Origin of the sequence: Kocuria sabuli (genome assembly GCF_040981185.1) — a bacterium.
Lineage (GTDB): Bacteria > Actinomycetota > Actinomycetes > Actinomycetales > Micrococcaceae > Kocuria > Kocuria sabuli.
Window position 1 is genome coordinate 356,287 of record NZ_JAVHZE010000001.1, and the last position, 14,713, is coordinate 370,999.

Below are 14,713 nucleotides of genomic sequence, written 5' to 3' on the forward strand. Positions count from 1 at the left end.
GAACCGTGGTGAGTATTACTGACCGACCGAGGGACGGGCGGGCGACCACCACGGACGCCCGCCCCCAGCGCCTCGCACAGGCTCGAGCACTACCGCGGACGATCAGGAACGAAACTGGGAGCGGGAAGGAAACCACGACGAGCACACACGGACGATCAAAAGGGGTCGAGGAAAAACTCCCGGGTGGATGCGCTGCCTTGTCCCGGGCCGCCCGAGGCAGCAGTACTTTCGGGGCTACGAGGTCTGTGTGTCAACAGAGCCCGGATTGAAAAATTCTGCGTCCTTGGAATTCCATCTCAGTATCAAATTAAAGGTGAGCGACAATTTCAGTGTAGTGACTCAGGTAGCACGCTATTTTAAAACCTGAAATGTGTAAGGTTTCCCGATTGATCGCCCAGGGTTACCCCATGGCCCCTACCTTGTTGACACAATCCCAAACACATGACCGCGTGTTCGATGGTTGCAACTTGTTGCTGTGTACCCAGAGCGAGGTCCCATACGCGCACTGTCCCGTCCCAACTCCCGGTTATCGACTGTGATCCGTCCGGCGTCACGGCCACCACATGTACTTCACTGGCATGTCCCTGCAGCAGATGCAATTGCCTTCCGGTGCCTACCTGCCACACTCGTCCCGTCCCGTCCCGGCTGCCGGTCACTACCCGGGAACCGTCCGGTGTCACAGCCACGGTCACCACCGGACCAGCATGTCCCTGCAACAGATGCAACTGCCTTCCGGTGTCTAACCGCCACACCCGCCCCGTCATATCCCCACTGCCGGTCACCACTTGGGAACCGTCCGGAGTCACAGCCAGCGCAACGACCCAATCGACATGCCCTTCTAGTTTGTGGATCTGCTTCCCGGTACCCAGGTCCCAGACTCGTGCCGTACTGTCCCGGCTGCCGGTCACTGCCAGGGATCCGTCCGGAGTCACAGCCAGCGCAACGACCCAATCGACATGCCCTTCTAGTTTGTGGATCTGCTTCCCGCTTCTCAGGTCCCAGACTCGTGCCGTACTGTCCTGACTGCCGGTGACCACTTGGGATCCGTCCGGAGTCACAGCTAACGCCATTATCGGGCCAGCATGTCCATGCAGAGTCTGCGCCAACTTCCCGGTATCCAGGTCCCAAACTCGTGCCGTCCAGTCTCGACTGCCGGTGACCACTTGGGATCCGTCCGGAGTCACAGCTAACGCCATTATCGGGCCAGCATGTCCATGCAGAGTCTGCACCAACTTCCCGGTATCCAGGTCCCAAACTCGTGCCGTCCTGTCCCAGCTTCCACTCACCACCCTGGACCTGTCTGGACTTATTGCCAACGTAGTCACGCGCTCGGCGTGACCGATGGTCAGAGAGGGAAGTTGAGGAGCGGCTAGCTCCCATACGCGTGTCGTGCCGTCCTGACTCCCGGTCACCACCCGGGACCCATCCGGCGTCACCGCCACGACGGTCAGTCGATCGGCGTGTCCGCGCAGTACGCGCAACTGCTTGCCGCTGCTCAGTTCCCACACTCGCGCCGTACCGTCCCGGCTGCCGGTCACCATCCGGGACCCATCCGGCGTCACTGCCACTAAGGACACTCGATTGGTGTGTCCACGCAGTACGTGCACTTGCTTGCCGCTACTCAGTTCCCACACTCGCGCCGTACCGTCCCGGCTGCCGGTCACCATCCGGGACCCATCCGGCGTCACCGCCACTACATGCACCTCGCCGGCGTGCCACCGCAACGCATATACCTGCTGACCGCTATTTATGTCCCATAGCCGAGCTGTCCCATCCCCACCGCCGGTCACCACCCGGGACCCATCCGGCGTCACCGCCACCGCTACTCGATCAGCGTGGCCATACAGGACATGCACGAGCTTTCCGGTATCCAGATCCCACACCCTCGCCGTCCCGTCCAAGCTTCCTGTTATCAGTCGCGACCCGTCCGTCGTCACCACGAGTTCATGGACTTCACCGGTGTGACCATGCAACACATGTAGTTGCTGCGCATCGATCAGCTTCCACACCCGCACAACCCCATTCCCGGTACCGGTTACCACTTGAGACCCATCCGGCGTCACTGCCACCGCCGCCACCGGGCTGGCGTGCCCGCGCAGTGCGTGCATCTGCTTCCCAGTATTCAAGTCCCACACATAAACCGTGCCGTCCCGGCCGCCGGTCACAACCCGGGATCCGTCCTTTGAAACTGCTACTGCCACCACCGCGCCAATGTGCCCTTGTAGCACATGTAGCTGCTTCCCCGTATGCACGTCCCACACACAGACCGCTCCGTCTCGACTTCCTGCCACAATTCGTGAACCCTCCGGAGACACTGCCACAGCCAGGACCGCGGCAGTGCGGTCTGCGAGGACTCGAAGCAATGCGGGATCTGCGTGGTCGGTAGACCACTGTGGAATGAATTGCCCTGGTGACAACGAAGTCAGATATTTTTGCGCATGATTCAGCAGTAAAGAATTATCAAGAATAATCGCCCTAAGAGCCGTTTGACGTGCCACATAACCCGGTATCTGAACGGGGTATGGAGGGCGGCGCATACGATGGGACTCAAGCTCGAACAGCCACAATAGCTCACGTAACTTTTCCGCCATGCCATCTGGCATGAGATTAGTTTGGCAAATTGACTGCAAAGTTGAAACAAAACGATACACACCTAGGATACGGACCGCATGCTCTATGTAAGGCATGGTGGTGTAAAGATTCAGCAACCCCCTTGGGTCGGAATCCGCCAAGTGGAGCGGAAGGTAGGCCAGCGCGTAACGGCTACCGTTTGTTTCCCAAGCCAGGCAGTGGTCAAGGAGTTTTTTTCTGGCTGGCTCTAAGCCTGCAGATTTATTTTGGGTAGCTCGATTGACCGCGTGCTGACCGAGCCGGGGATGGGAGAGCCAGTAGCCGACCCTGCCGTTGCCGCTGACCCAGCGACGGATCCGGGGTAGCACCTTTCGCTCAAAGTGGTCCCCTCGTCGGTCGTCCGGCCGGAAAAAAAGGTTAGGGATCACCGCAGTGAGATCGTCGCGATCTAAAGGGCCTTTAGCCACAGTCAACATGTCAAGCAAGTCGCCGATCGACATGCCCTCGGCGGTGTCCTCCAGCTCGTCCCACCACTTGTCCAAATACCCAGGCAGGCCTCGTGGCGTGGTTGCCAGCTCGGACTTGGTGTAGGCGTAGGTGTTGGCGTCTTCGGCCAGGAAGCGCACGTAAAGAGGATCGGCCCCATGCACCGTGGGCGCAACCTTCGAGTCCTCACCGATTGAGGTGTATGCGGCCTTATCCATGACCATTCGCAGCGCACCCGGCTGTTCGATGAGTTTGCTAGCATGCCGTCCCGTGGCGGCGAAGATCCCCTTCACAGCTAATTCATCCAACCCATCCAGCGGCAAGTGGTCTGCGTCCGCCAACCTGTATTCGGCTCGCCAATCCTGGCCGGTGTCGCGGAAGGAGATGATCACGTGCACTCCTTCAGGCATTCGGAAGCCGAAGTAGTCGGAGGGTTTCCAGCTTTGCACCTCGTCAAGCCCGTCCACGAGCACACACACCGCTGCTCCTAGTCGAGGGGTGCTCAGGAAGCGTCGAAAGCGGGCTCGTAGGCTCGGCAGGTCGTGCTCATTGCCAAGTGCAACTGGTTGACCGAACTCCACCTGCTCCATGAGGGACCGCAAAAAGAACGCCTCGTCTAACCATTGGCCTTGATCAAAGCGACCCGTGAAAAAGTGGTAGCCATACCGTTCTGGGTTGGAGCGAACAAGATGGGCCAAAAGTGCGGTCTTACCTAGACCAGCTGGGGCAGTGATCGCCAGGGTTCCCCCAGGGCCCGCCAAAAATTGCTCAATTTGTGCAGTCGCATCCCGACGGCCTCTAAAAATACGATAATCATCACTGAGCAGTAGGGCCGCGAACACGTGACGAAGATTAGTCTCACCAACTGGTATGGACGGCAATAGGGGCAACTCGGGAGTAGTAACGATGCCCAATGCTTCCCGAAATTGTCTGGCAACCTCGGCTGGCAGGCCGTCGATGGCGGTTACCGGTGTCAGTGCCAGCACCCCGGTGCCCTCCGGTGCGCTGTGATGCCTAATTACGCCCAGCACCCTGTCGTCGGCGGTGAACACCACCGCCCCCGACATCCCGCTCCATGGACTGGTCACCTCGTCTGGGAACTCTTCGTCCGAAACCTCCGGGGCGTCCCTAGCAGTGGAGTCGGTGATCTTCAGGGCGAACAACCCTGGCACTACCCCCTGGCCCTCCACGGCTACATCGCCCTCGGCTGTAGGCACGAACCCGCCCACCTGTACCCTGCGTCGCCGACCCTGCGGGTCGCCCTTCAGGTGAGGGAAACCCACCGCCCGGCACCCCGTGATCTCTCCGATGACCTCTCGATTCATCCCCGCATAGGACAACCCATGCACTGAGGGGGCATCAATCAGTTGCAGCACCGCCAGATCCACCGCCGGGTCCTCCGAGCGCACCAGCACTTCGGCATCGAACTCTCCATCCAGCACAGCCACTTTGCACCTACGACCAGGCACCACGTGAGCGGCGGTCAGCACCACCCCATCGCCCACCAACAGCCCCGAGCCCACCGAGACGACGTCCTCTTCAGTCTCGTTCTGGGCCCAGACGTATGCCACCCGGTGCGATTCCATCCCCACCGCCCAATCAATCTGAAGCTCGATATGGAATTAGCCGGCAGGCGAGGCCTGCCGTCGGCGCATCTTCCCGGCGATCTGCAAGTCAACCTTCCGGAAGATGCCGTGCTCGTCCTTTTCCATCCGCACAGGTTGCAGCGTCAAATGCAGGGTCTGAGTGCTCACCGACTCTCGCGACACCTCCGCTCCCGCCTCGATCAACCACCACTTAATCCCCGCATTGGCCCCACCGGCCGTAGTTACCGCCGCCTCCACCGTCAGCTCCACCGGCCCCACCTCGAAGCGCACTCCTTCCTCCGGTGCCAGATTCATCGCCTCGGTCAGCTCAGCCCGCAGTGCCTCGATCGCCTGCGCCAACCCCACCTTGCTTGCCAACCCCTTGGCCTCCACAGACTGGTCATTCCTCGACTCCACGGCCAGCACTCCAATCCGCTCACACGTACCTGGCATCAAACACAGGTTAAAGCTGGGCTTTACACAATCTTGCACGTGAAAGTCACCGTACGAGCCCCAATGTGGGCAGACTAGGGGTTCAACATATTGGGCACAGTGTTTCGCCCACACGATTGCTGGGGACAAGTTCTCTCTTCGATCAGAGTGAGGACAACGCCCGGGATCACAGTTCTCTTGGGTGGGGGCCGAGTTTGGAGACCAAATGCGCGGCAGGGCGCACAACACGTCTTGGTGGCTCGCCTTAAGTGGAGATCGCCTGCAACCGTGTGTCCTGGACTGGCTGGACAGGTAAGACCTCTAGTCGATTTTGACAGGGACCATCATGGCGATCTCCTTGCGGCCGGCGGCCTCCATCAGCTCGCGCTTGTCGTTGTCGCGCACGTCCTGGGCCTGTGCCCGCAGGACGTCGGCCAGGGGCGTGCCGCGCTCGATCGCGACGACCATGCCGTCGACGAACCGTCCGATCGGGGCGACCGGTGTGCGCGCCGCGAAGTCCTGCAGGGCGTGGGAGAGCCCGGCTCCGGACCGCGTCTGGGCCAGCACCTCTCGGAACTCGGCCGTGAGCTCGCCGTCCGCGACCCGGCACACCCGTTCCAGCGAGCCCACTGCGCTCTCGCCCGCACCCACGGACAGCGCCATCAGCTCGGCCACGGCCGGGAACTCGGCCAGCATCCGGGTCTCCCGTGCCCGGATCCGCCGGCTCAGCAGGTGGTCGCGGAGCAGGTGACCGGCGGCCGCGGTGGCGGCCGCGGCCAGCACCACACCGCCGGCGCCCGTGCCCCATCGGGCCGCGGCGGCCAGGCCCAGCAGGACGCCGAGCAGCAGGCCTCCCGTCGCGAACAGCAGCTGCTCGGCGCGGAAGTCGGCCACCGTGGTGACGGACCCGGCGCGGGCGATCCGCCGCTCCAGCCCCGCTGCGGGGCCGGCGTGCCGGAGCAGCCGCCGGGCCAGGTCGCGCAGGACGGAGCCCAGTACGGCGCTCGGGCGCTCGTGGGTCCCGGCCGGGCGGTGCCCCGGTCGGGCCAGCAGGGCGGACTCGACCTCGACGGAGCGCAGCTGCGGGGCGATCCGCGTTGCGAAGGACGGGCCGCCGGTCGTCCGGGTCCCGGTGAGCACGAGCCACAGCCCTGCGGCGAGCATCAGGCCGAGGAGCACCAGCAGGGCGGGAGATGCGCTCATCGCAGCACCCGCTGGGGTTCGGGCAGCGCGCCGATCCGCAGCATCAGCCGGTAGGCGACCACGGAGACGGCCAGGCCGCCGAGCAGCACGAGCGCTCCGGCCGGGGTGTCGTAGGCACGCACCGCGGCGGGCTGGGTCGCCATCAGCAGCAGCACGATCCACGGGGCGGCCACGGCCAGGCGGGCCGCGTTGACCGTCCAGGACTGGCGGGCCTCCAGCTCGCCGCGGGTGCGGGCGTTCTCGCGCAGGAACTCCGAGAGCGTGCCGAGCAGCCGGCCGAGGTCGGTCCCGCCGACCTCACGGGTCACCCGCAGGGCCTCGACGATGTTGTCCGCGACCGGGTCGGCCAGCCGGTCCTTGAGCAGGGTGAGCGCCCCCTGCAGCTGGCCCGACGCCCGGTAGTCGGCGGCGAACCGGGCGAAGGCGGGTCGCACCGGTTCGGGGCCGCGGTACTGCAGCTGGATCAGCGCCTCGGGCAGCGACATGCCGGCCCGGATCGCCGAGCGCAGGTGGTCGACGACGTCGGGCCACACCTCCCGCATCACCACCGCCCGGCTGCGTGCCCGGTGCCGGACGACCGCCGCCGGGACCCAGGCGCCGAGGAGGGCCGCGCACAGGCCCAGGACGAGCGCACCGGTGACGGCGACGGCGAGCAGCCCGCCCAGCGCCCCCGCCGCGGCGCAGGCGGCCAGCAGGCCGGCCGGGCTGATCCGGGCCAGGTCCGCCCGCAGGAGCAGCTCGCGCAGGCGCCCGGGCCGGCGTCGACCGGCCGCCCGTGGTGCCTCCTCCGCCCAGCAGGACCACCAGAGCAGGAACACGCCCGCGCCCAGCAGCACGCCCAGCACGGCGCTCATCGGGCACTCCCGCGGGGGCCGTCCTCGGCGAGCAGCTCGCGCACGCGGTGCCCGGCCCGCTCGAACTTCCACGCGGCCGGCGCCTCGGCGGCCACCGCCCGCAGCCCTCCGTCGTCCTCGGCGAAGACCGGATACGTCTCGATCACGCCGTTCTCGACCCGGTTGCCGATGGCGAGGATCTCGCTCACGCGGCGGTGGCCGCCCGCGTCCCGGTGGCAGTGCACCACGAGGTCGAAGCACGAGGCGACCGTGGGCACCACGAAGCCCGTGCTGATGTTCTCCCCCGCCAGCAGCGGCAGGGTGCAGATCTTGGTCACGGCGTCCCGGGCCGAGTTGGCGTGCAGGCTGCACATCCCGGGCAGCCCGCTGTTCAGGGCGATGAGCATGTCGAGGCTCTCGGCCTCCCGCACCTCCCCCACCACGAGACGGTCCGGGCGCATCCGCAGGGCCTCCTTGACCAGGCGCCGCAGGGGGATCTCGCCGGTGCCCTCGAGGTTGGGCTGGCGGCACTGCAGGCCCACGACGTCGCGCAGGGGGACCTGCAGCTCGAAGATCTCCTCGACCGTCACGACCCGCTCCCGCGGACCGATCGAGGCGCACAAGCAGTTCAGCAGCGTCGTCTTCCCGGCCTGGGTGGCGCCGGAGACGAGGATGTTCAAGCCGCTGCCCACCGCCGCGTCCAGGAAGCGCGCGGCCCGTGCCGGCAGCGAGCCCAGTTCCACGAGGTCGTCCAGCCGCCGCGCACGGGCCACGAACTTGCGGATGTTCACCGCCCAGTGCTTGCGCGTCACGTCCGGGATCACCACGTGCAGCCGGGAGCCGTCCGGCAGAGCGGCGTCCACGAACGGGGAGGACAGGTCCAGCCGGCGCCCGGAGGACTTCAGCATCCGCTCCACCAGGTTGCGGATCTGCGCCTCGGTCAGCACCAGGCTGGTCAGCTCCGACTCCCCGCCGCGGGCGGCGTAGACCTCCGCCGGCCCGTTGATCCAGATCTCCTCGACCCGCGGGTCGTCCAGCAGCGGCTGCAGCGGCCCGAACCCCGCCACGAGGTCCAGGAGCACCCGGCGGGCGGCCTCCAGGTCGGTCAGGGCCGGCAGGACCCCGCGCGCCGAGCGCTGGTCGTAGTCGCGCACCGCGTCGTCGACCAGCGCCCGGGTCCGCTCCAGCTCCAGCACCGGGTCCAGCCCGCGGCGCCGGATCAGCTCGCGCACCTCTGCCTCGACGAGCCCGAGCGCGTCCTCGGAGAGCAGTGCCGCCATGTGACCCCCTGCGCGGTGCCCGGCACGGGAACCGCACCGGCGGCGCTCCCCCCGGAGCGCATGCACAGGAACATAGGCCAGTCCGCCCCCGCGCCGACAACCAGGTTGACGGGTCCTGTGGACAGCCGGAGCTGACCTGCGGCGTTGTTCCCGTCGGCGAACCACACATGCCGTCACAGCATGCTCAGTCATGAAACATTCCGTGCGTTCCGCCCTGCTCGACACGGCGGACGCGTCATCGTGGCTGCTGGACCGGGGGCCATAACGCCGCAGTAACGCGCTCCGCGGATCCTGCTGGTGACGGATGCCCGCGGTGGGTCAGCAGCCCCTCCGCGGTGACTGTCCACGAGCGGAGGGTGTCATCGTGAGCAACGCGATCATCAGACAGGACGGCCCCGGCGCCGTCGTGGCCGACAACCTCTGGGAGATCCGGCTGGGTGCCGTCCCCTTCGCGGTGGGCCTGTGCGCGGGCGTGGCCGGAACGGTCCTGGCGCTGCGCCGGCTCCACCGGGCCGAGCAGCCCCAGGCTCCCACGCCGACCGGCTGGCCGGTCAACATCGCCCACCGGGGCGGGGCCGCGCTGATGCCCGAGAACACTCTCGAGGGCTTCCGTGAAGCCGTCGGCCTCGGGGAGATCACCCTCGAGCTCGACGTGCGGACGTGCGCGGACGGCGAGGTCGTCGTGATCCACGATCCCACCGTGGACCGCACGACGGACGGCACCGGGGCGGTGTCCCACAAGGGCCGCGCCGACCTGGAGCGGTTGGACGCCGGGTACCGGTTCCCCTCCGACGACGTGCCGGACCACCCCTGGCGAGGGCGCGGTGTGCGGGTCCCCACGCTCGAGGCGGTCTATCGGCAGCACCCGGACCGTCCCGTCGTCATCGAGCTCAAGGACGAGCGGCCCGGCGCCGCGGAGGCCCTGTGGCGCGCCGTCGCGGCCGCCGACGCCCAGGACCGCACACTGGTCGCCACCAACACCGCGGCCCCGATCCGGCGTTTCCGCCGGGCCTCCGGCGGGGCCGTCCCCACGGCGGCCTCCGTGGGCGAGTTCGCCGTGTTCTGGCTGCTGAGCTTCCTGCACCTGCACCGCGTCTACGACCCGCCCTTCCAGGCGCTCCAGCCGCCGGAGGTCTACAAGGGCATCCGGGTGGTCACCCCGCGCCTCGTCCGCCGCGCCCACGAGGCGGGGCTCCGGGTCGACGTGTGGACGGTCGACGACGAGGCCGACATGCGCCGCCTGCTGGACTGGGGCGTCGACGGCATCATGACGGACCGGCCGGACGTCCTGGCCGGGGTCCTCGGCCGGAGCTGACCGGGCCGCCCCGGTCCCGGCACCTGCCACCGGAACACAGGGCCACAGGGCCACAGGGCCACAGGGCCACAGGGCCACAGGGCCACAGGGCCACAGGGCCACAGGGTAAGAGCAGCACGAGAGAAGAGGCACGCAGATGGACGCACAGCGAGAGACGCGGTTCGCGCTGGTCCTCAACGGCGGAGTGAGCCTCGCCGTCTGGATGGGCGGGGTGACGCACGAGCTCAACCGGCTCCGGCTGGCCTCGTCCGGCGCGGCACCCCCGACTGACCGGGCCGAGGCCGCGGTGCACAGCGCGTGGGGCAAGATCCTCGAGAAGGCCTCGCGGACAGCGGTCGTCGACACCGTCGCAGGCACCAGCGCGGGCGGGATCAACGGAACGCTGATCGCCACGGCCATCGCCGGGGGCAAGGACCTCCCCGACATGGAGCGCACCTGGTCCGACGTCGCGGCCCTGCGACCGGGGCAGCTCCTGCGCCGACCGCCGAGACGCACCGCCAGGCGCGCCGAGCCCCTGAACTCCATGCTCGACGGGAAGTTCTTTCAGGACGAGGTCGAGAAGCTGATCAGCGGGCTGGCCGAAGACCCCACCGTGACCGAGCCCCAGGACTGCACGCTCCTCGTCACGGCGACAGCCCTCGACGCTCCCGCGGTGCCCATCCACCTCGAGGGCGAGGCCCACGGCTCCATGGTGGACAGCCGCCGCGTCTTCCGGTTCGAACGCCGCACGGACGACCGGCACCGTGTCCAGGACGACTTCGTCGACCGGCGCGGCTGCCTCGCCCTGGCCTCCCGCGCCTCGGCCTCGTTCCCGGTGGCCTTCGAGCCCGTGAGCGAGTCGGAGGAGCTGCACCGGTGCCAGATCTCACCCTCCGGAGCGGAGAGGACTTCTCTGCTCATCGACGGCGGGGTCCTCGACAACGCTCCGTTCGGCCCGCTCATGGAGGTGCTGAGGAAACGGCCGGTCGGAGCACCCTTCGATCGGGTCCTGCTGTACGTGACGCCCTCACCGGGGGTCACGGGCCCCACTCAGGAGTTGGGGGACAACCCTGCTGCCGCCCAGGTCCTGGGCCGGGTCGTGAGCGCGGCCCGCGAACCCGACCAGCGCCTGGACTTCGAGGGCCTGCGAGACGCGTTCCGACGGATGGGCTACACGGTGTCGGCACCGCACGATGCCGTCGTCCGGCTGCTGCGCTCCCCTGATCCCGCGGCGTACATCGAGACGTCCCAGGCCGTGCTGGCCGCGGACCAGTGGTTCCGGACGTACCGCTTCTCCCGCGCCGAGGCAGTGGAGCACTGGCTCGCATCGCTCGACGCCGGCATCCGCTTCGCGCTGCCCGTGCCCACCGAGCTCCACCCCGACGACCTGCACCCGGTGCCGACCTGCCTCCCGTACTCGGAGGACCGGTGGCGATGGGGACTGGCCACCGCGGAGAGAGTGCTGCGCTGGTGGGGGCGGGCCCTGGTCGCCTACTCCCGAACCCACGGCGAGCCCGGCGCAGCGATGCAGCGCGCCTTCGCCGAGGTCGACCGGGCACAGCGACGCATCGCCCGGCTCGAGGAACAGCTGGAGGCGCACCTGCGCGCGGAGCTCCCGTCGACCTCCACGGCCCGAGCGCACCGGCTGAACGAGTTCTACACCCTGGCCATGGACACCGAGATCCGGGAGACCGTCGATGCCGCGGCGCGGGCCATCGCCCGTCTGCCCATGCTGAAGGACGTCGACGCGGCCGCCTTGATCGACTTCACCCTTGCCGTCGAGGTGGTCAGCGGCGTCCTCGCGTGGAGCACCAACTCCGAGGGGGACGAGCCCACGTTCCGCTACCGTCAGATCACCCCGGCAGCACGTCCGCTCCTCCCCGTCGGCAAGGTCGCCGAGCAGCGCGACTGGCTGGAGCGCAAACTGTACGGGCAGCGGTGGGCTCACTTCGGCGCCTTCGCCAGCGAGGAGGGACGCAGCGCCGACTGGTTGTGGGGCCGCCTCGACGGGGCGAGCGCCCTGTGCGACTACCTGCTGGAATCGGTGGACGCGGACGAGGCGCAGCGCCTCGAGGAGGAGCTGGCCCGCGCGATCCTGGCCGCGGAGGACAGCAGCGAGCGTGCTTTGCGCGGAGCGGTGACCAAGGCCGACCGTACGTCCGGAGCCGACCTCCTGGGGCACATGAGCCGGACCGAGCGGCGCCGTGCCGCGCAGCTGCTGTGGCAGCAGGCCGTCACGCTCGTGGCGGGCACGTCGCCCGGCGCGGCCCGGACCCAGCACGTGGCCCGCGCCTTCGCCGACCCGACCTGGCGGGCGAAGGACCTGCGGAGGGCGCCGTTGAGGACCCGGGCCCTGGCCCGCGGCGCTCGCATCTACGGTTGGCCGGTTCGCGGCATGGTCCGTCGCCGCGTCGAGCGGCTGCTCGACCTCTGAGGACGGCCTTCCAGAGGGGTCCCTAGTTCTCGCTGGGCCCGGGCCCCGCCGGTGGCCGTGCTCGCGATACCCTCGGGCACCAGCAGCTCGGCCGCCGGCGGGTGCACGACAGCGGACAGGATCGCCTCCCCGGTCCGACCGTCCCGACAGCCGGTCGGTGCGGCCCGCACCATGCCCGGAGAGGGGCGTCGGAGCAGCCCGCCCGCCTCGGCCTGGACGAGCCCAGGAGGCCCTGGGACGGCCGTGTCTCCATGCGACCACTCTGCACTGTGGCCGGTGCGGGGCCACGCTCCTCCGGCACCGCTCCGCCCCGCCCCGCACAGGGCCGCCGTCGTCGGCGTGCGCACCGCGCCGCCACGGCCGTACTGTGAGCATGCGGACATGGCCCGTACCGGGCTCCGCCCCGCGGCACCGCCCGTGCCGCGGCGGCCGTCCCCGATCGGAAGGACCCCCGTGACTCACGCGACCATCGAGCGGAACGGCACGCGCCCCGACGTCGCCGCCCGCGGGCGGGCGCTGCTCCGCGCGGCCGTCCCCTACACCGGGAACCTGCTCACAAGCGCGGCGGGTGCGGTGCTCGGCCGGCACGTGCAGGACCCGGCACCGGGCCCGAAGGCCCCGGTGCCCACGGGCTGGCCGGCCAACTTCGCCCACCGCGGCGGCGCCGAGATCGCCCCGGAGAACACCCTCGAGGCGTTCCGGGCGGCCGCGGACCTCGGCGACGTCGTGCTGGAGCTCGACGTGCAGGCCTCGGCCGACGGCACGGCCGTGCTGATGCACGACCTCACGGTGGACCGCACGACGGACGGGACCGGAGCCGTCGCCCTGATGAGCACCGCGGAGCTGCAGCGCCTGGACGCCGGGCACGCGTTCACCCCCGACGGCAGGACGTTCCCGTGGCGGGGGCGCGGGGTGCGCGTGCCCACGCTGGCGGAGGTCTACGACGCGTATCCCGACCGCTGCGTGGCGATCGAGCTCAAGGGCAACCGCCCGGGCGCCGAGGAGATCGTCTGGCGGACCATCCGGGCGGCCGGCGCCGAGGAGCGCACGCTCGTCGCGACGAACCGCACGGCCTCGATCCGGCGCTTCCGCCAGGCCTCGGGTGGGACGGTCCCCACGGCGGCCGCCATCACGGAGTTCGCCGCCTTCCGGCTGCTGTGCCTCCTGGGCCTGCACGGCCGGCACGCCCTCCCCTTCCAGGGTCTGCAGGTGCCCGACACCCTCCTGGGGCTGCGCGTCCTCACGCCGGGGCTCGTGCGGAGCGCCCAGCAGGCCGGTCTCCGGGTGGACGCGTGGACCATCGACCGGGAGGCCGACATGCGCCGGCTGCTGGAGTGGGGCGTGGACGGCGTCATGACCGACCGCCCCGACGTGCTCTCCCGGGTGGTCCGGGGAGGCTGACCGGCGCCGGGCCCGTCAGTCGGCGGGGCGCTCCGCCGGGGAGGACGCGGCGAAACCCCGCACCGAGGCCCGCTCGGCGTGGGCGGGGGCCGGCGCCCACGGGTGCTCCGCCTCCGTCACCGCGATGTGCCGGGCCAGCCGGGTCACGTTGACCTCCTGCTGGCGGTGGCGCAGGGCCGAGGTGGCCTGGGTGATCATGAAGATCACCACGAAGCCGTACAGGACCAGGTCCGTGCCGCGGCCGATCCCGAAGAACTGGGCGACGCCCGTGAGCAGGTCGGGGAAGAAGATGGACAGCGCCGCGAAGACGAAGAAGGCCAGCCCGACGACCCGGCGGATCGCCTGGTGCTTGGCGTTGGCCCCGCCGCGGATCAGCGCGAGCGCGCCGTAGCCCACGGCCAGGACCAGCAGGATCTGCACGGCGTAGATCATCGGACGGCTCTTCCCTTCGGTGGTGCGGAGGTGGTGCGGGCTACTTGACGAACAGCTCGGCGAGGATGTTCACGCCGTTGAGCAGCGACTGGCCCTTGGACTTGGAGTAGTCCGTGTAGATGATCTGCACCGGGTGCTCGACCCAGCGGGGCTGGATGTCGGCGAGCTGGTTGACGATCTCGGAGGCGTGGGCCATCCGGTTCTGGCTCAGCCGGATCCGGGACAGTGTCCCCCGGTCGATGGCGCGCAGCCCGTTGTGGGCGTCGGAGAGGTCCATGCCCGTGGAGAGCTTCGAGAAGAACGCCGCGGTGCGCAGCACCACGCGCTTGAGCGCGGAGACCTGGGTGCGCCGGTCGAGGAAGCGGGAGCCCAGCACGACCTCGGCCTCGCCGGAGCGGATCCGCTGGACCATGTCCCACGCGTCGACCACGCGGTGCTGGCCGTCGGAGTCGAAAGTCACCACGCAGTCCATCCCGGGGTCCTGCAGGGCGTACTCGAAGCCGGTCTGCAGAGCCGCGCCCTGGCCCAGGTTGATGGGGTGCTGGACCACCACGGCGCCGGCCTCGGCACAGATCCGGGCGGAGTCGTCGGAGGATCCGTCGTCGACGCAGACGACGTGCGGGAAGGTCCTGCGGAGCTCCTTCAGCACCTCTCCCACGACGGCCGCCTCGTTGTACACGGGCATGACGATCCACGAACGACTCACCCGGCCATTCTCGCACAGCGGGGCGGACCCGCCGGTCGGGCCCGGTCCGGCGCGG

Annotated in this window: 10 protein-coding genes; 3 read left to right on the forward strand and 7 right to left on the reverse strand. The window is 68.8% G+C overall.

What is annotated here, in order from left to right:
* Window positions 1-356: 356 nt before the first annotated feature.
* The 5 genes from RE027_RS01660 to RE027_RS01680 all read right to left on the reverse strand — a co-directional run bounded on the left by RE027_RS01660 (window position 357) and on the right by RE027_RS01680 (window position 8,391).
* Window positions 357-4,628, reverse strand: coding sequence for a trypsin-like peptidase domain-containing protein (locus tag RE027_RS01660; RefSeq protein ID WP_368806490.1), 4,272 nt, complete (start codon window positions 4,626-4,628; stop codon window positions 357-359).
* Between the two features lie 51 nt (window positions 4,629-4,679).
* Window positions 4,680-5,036 carry a trypco2 family protein gene (locus RE027_RS01665; RefSeq protein WP_368806491.1) on the reverse strand — a complete coding sequence of 119 codons (357 nt, stop codon included), beginning with the start codon at window positions 5,034-5,036 and terminating at the stop codon, window positions 4,680-4,682.
* Window positions 5,037-5,396: 360 nt separating this feature from the next.
* Complete coding sequence (locus RE027_RS01670; protein ID WP_368806492.1) at window positions 5,397-6,278, reverse strand: type II secretion system F family protein; 882 nt, start codon at window positions 6,276-6,278, stop codon at window positions 5,397-5,399.
* Window positions 6,275-7,132, reverse strand: a complete 858-nt coding sequence (locus RE027_RS01675) for a type II secretion system F family protein (protein WP_368806493.1) — start codon at window positions 7,130-7,132, stop codon at window positions 6,275-6,277. The genes RE027_RS01670 and RE027_RS01675 overlap by 4 nt, the downstream gene beginning before the upstream one ends.
* Window positions 7,129-8,391: a TadA family conjugal transfer-associated ATPase gene (locus tag RE027_RS01680; RefSeq protein ID WP_368806494.1), complete on the reverse strand. Its 1,263-nt coding sequence runs from the start codon at window positions 8,389-8,391 to the stop codon at window positions 7,129-7,131. Before RE027_RS01680 ends, RE027_RS01675 begins: the two co-directional genes overlap by 4 nt.
* A gap of 364 nt (window positions 8,392-8,755) precedes the next feature.
* On the opposite strand from RE027_RS01680, the gene RE027_RS01685 reads away from it, so the two are divergent.
* The 3 genes from RE027_RS01685 (at window position 8,756) to RE027_RS01695 (ending at window position 13,520) form a co-directional block, all read left to right on the forward strand.
* Complete coding sequence (locus RE027_RS01685) at window positions 8,756-9,706, forward strand: glycerophosphodiester phosphodiesterase family protein (protein WP_368806495.1); 951 nt, start codon at window positions 8,756-8,758, stop codon at window positions 9,704-9,706.
* A gap of 136 nt (window positions 9,707-9,842) precedes the next feature.
* Window positions 9,843-12,119, forward strand: a complete 2,277-nt coding sequence (locus RE027_RS01690; protein ID WP_368806496.1) for a DUF3376 domain-containing protein — start codon at window positions 9,843-9,845, stop codon at window positions 12,117-12,119.
* 453 nt (window positions 12,120-12,572) lie between these two features.
* Window positions 12,573-13,520: a glycerophosphodiester phosphodiesterase family protein gene (locus RE027_RS01695; RefSeq protein ID WP_368806497.1), complete on the forward strand. Its 948-nt coding sequence runs from the start codon at window positions 12,573-12,575 to the stop codon at window positions 13,518-13,520.
* Window positions 13,521-13,535: 15 nt separating this feature from the next.
* Here RE027_RS01695 and RE027_RS01700 read toward each other — a convergent pair whose 3' ends face one another.
* On the reverse strand, window positions 13,536-13,952 hold the full coding sequence (locus RE027_RS01700) for a DUF2304 domain-containing protein (protein ID WP_368806498.1): 417 nt from the start codon (window positions 13,950-13,952) through the stop codon (window positions 13,536-13,538).
* Window positions 13,953-13,992: 40 nt separating this feature from the next.
* Window positions 13,993-14,658: a glycosyltransferase family 2 protein gene (locus RE027_RS01705; protein WP_368806499.1), complete on the reverse strand. Its 666-nt coding sequence runs from the start codon at window positions 14,656-14,658 to the stop codon at window positions 13,993-13,995.
* Between the last annotated feature and the right edge of the window lie 55 nt (window positions 14,659-14,713).

Coding starts and splice junctions, on each gene's coding strand:
- RE027_RS01670 (WP_368806492.1), bottom strand. CDS start 6,278: ATGAGCGCATCTCCCGCCCTGCTGGTGCTCCTCGGCCTGATGCTCGCC.
- RE027_RS01675 (WP_368806493.1), bottom strand. CDS start 7,132: ATGAGCGCCGTGCTGGGCGTGCTGCTGGGCGCGGGCGTGTTCCTGCTC.
- RE027_RS01680 (WP_368806494.1), bottom strand. CDS start 8,391: ATGGCGGCACTGCTCTCCGAGGACGCGCTCGGGCTCGTCGAGGCAGAG.
- RE027_RS01690 (WP_368806496.1), top strand. CDS start 9,843: ATGGACGCACAGCGAGAGACGCGGTTCGCGCTGGTCCTCAACGGCGGA.
- RE027_RS01700 (WP_368806498.1), bottom strand. CDS start 13,952: ATGATCTACGCCGTGCAGATCCTGCTGGTCCTGGCCGTGGGCTACGGC.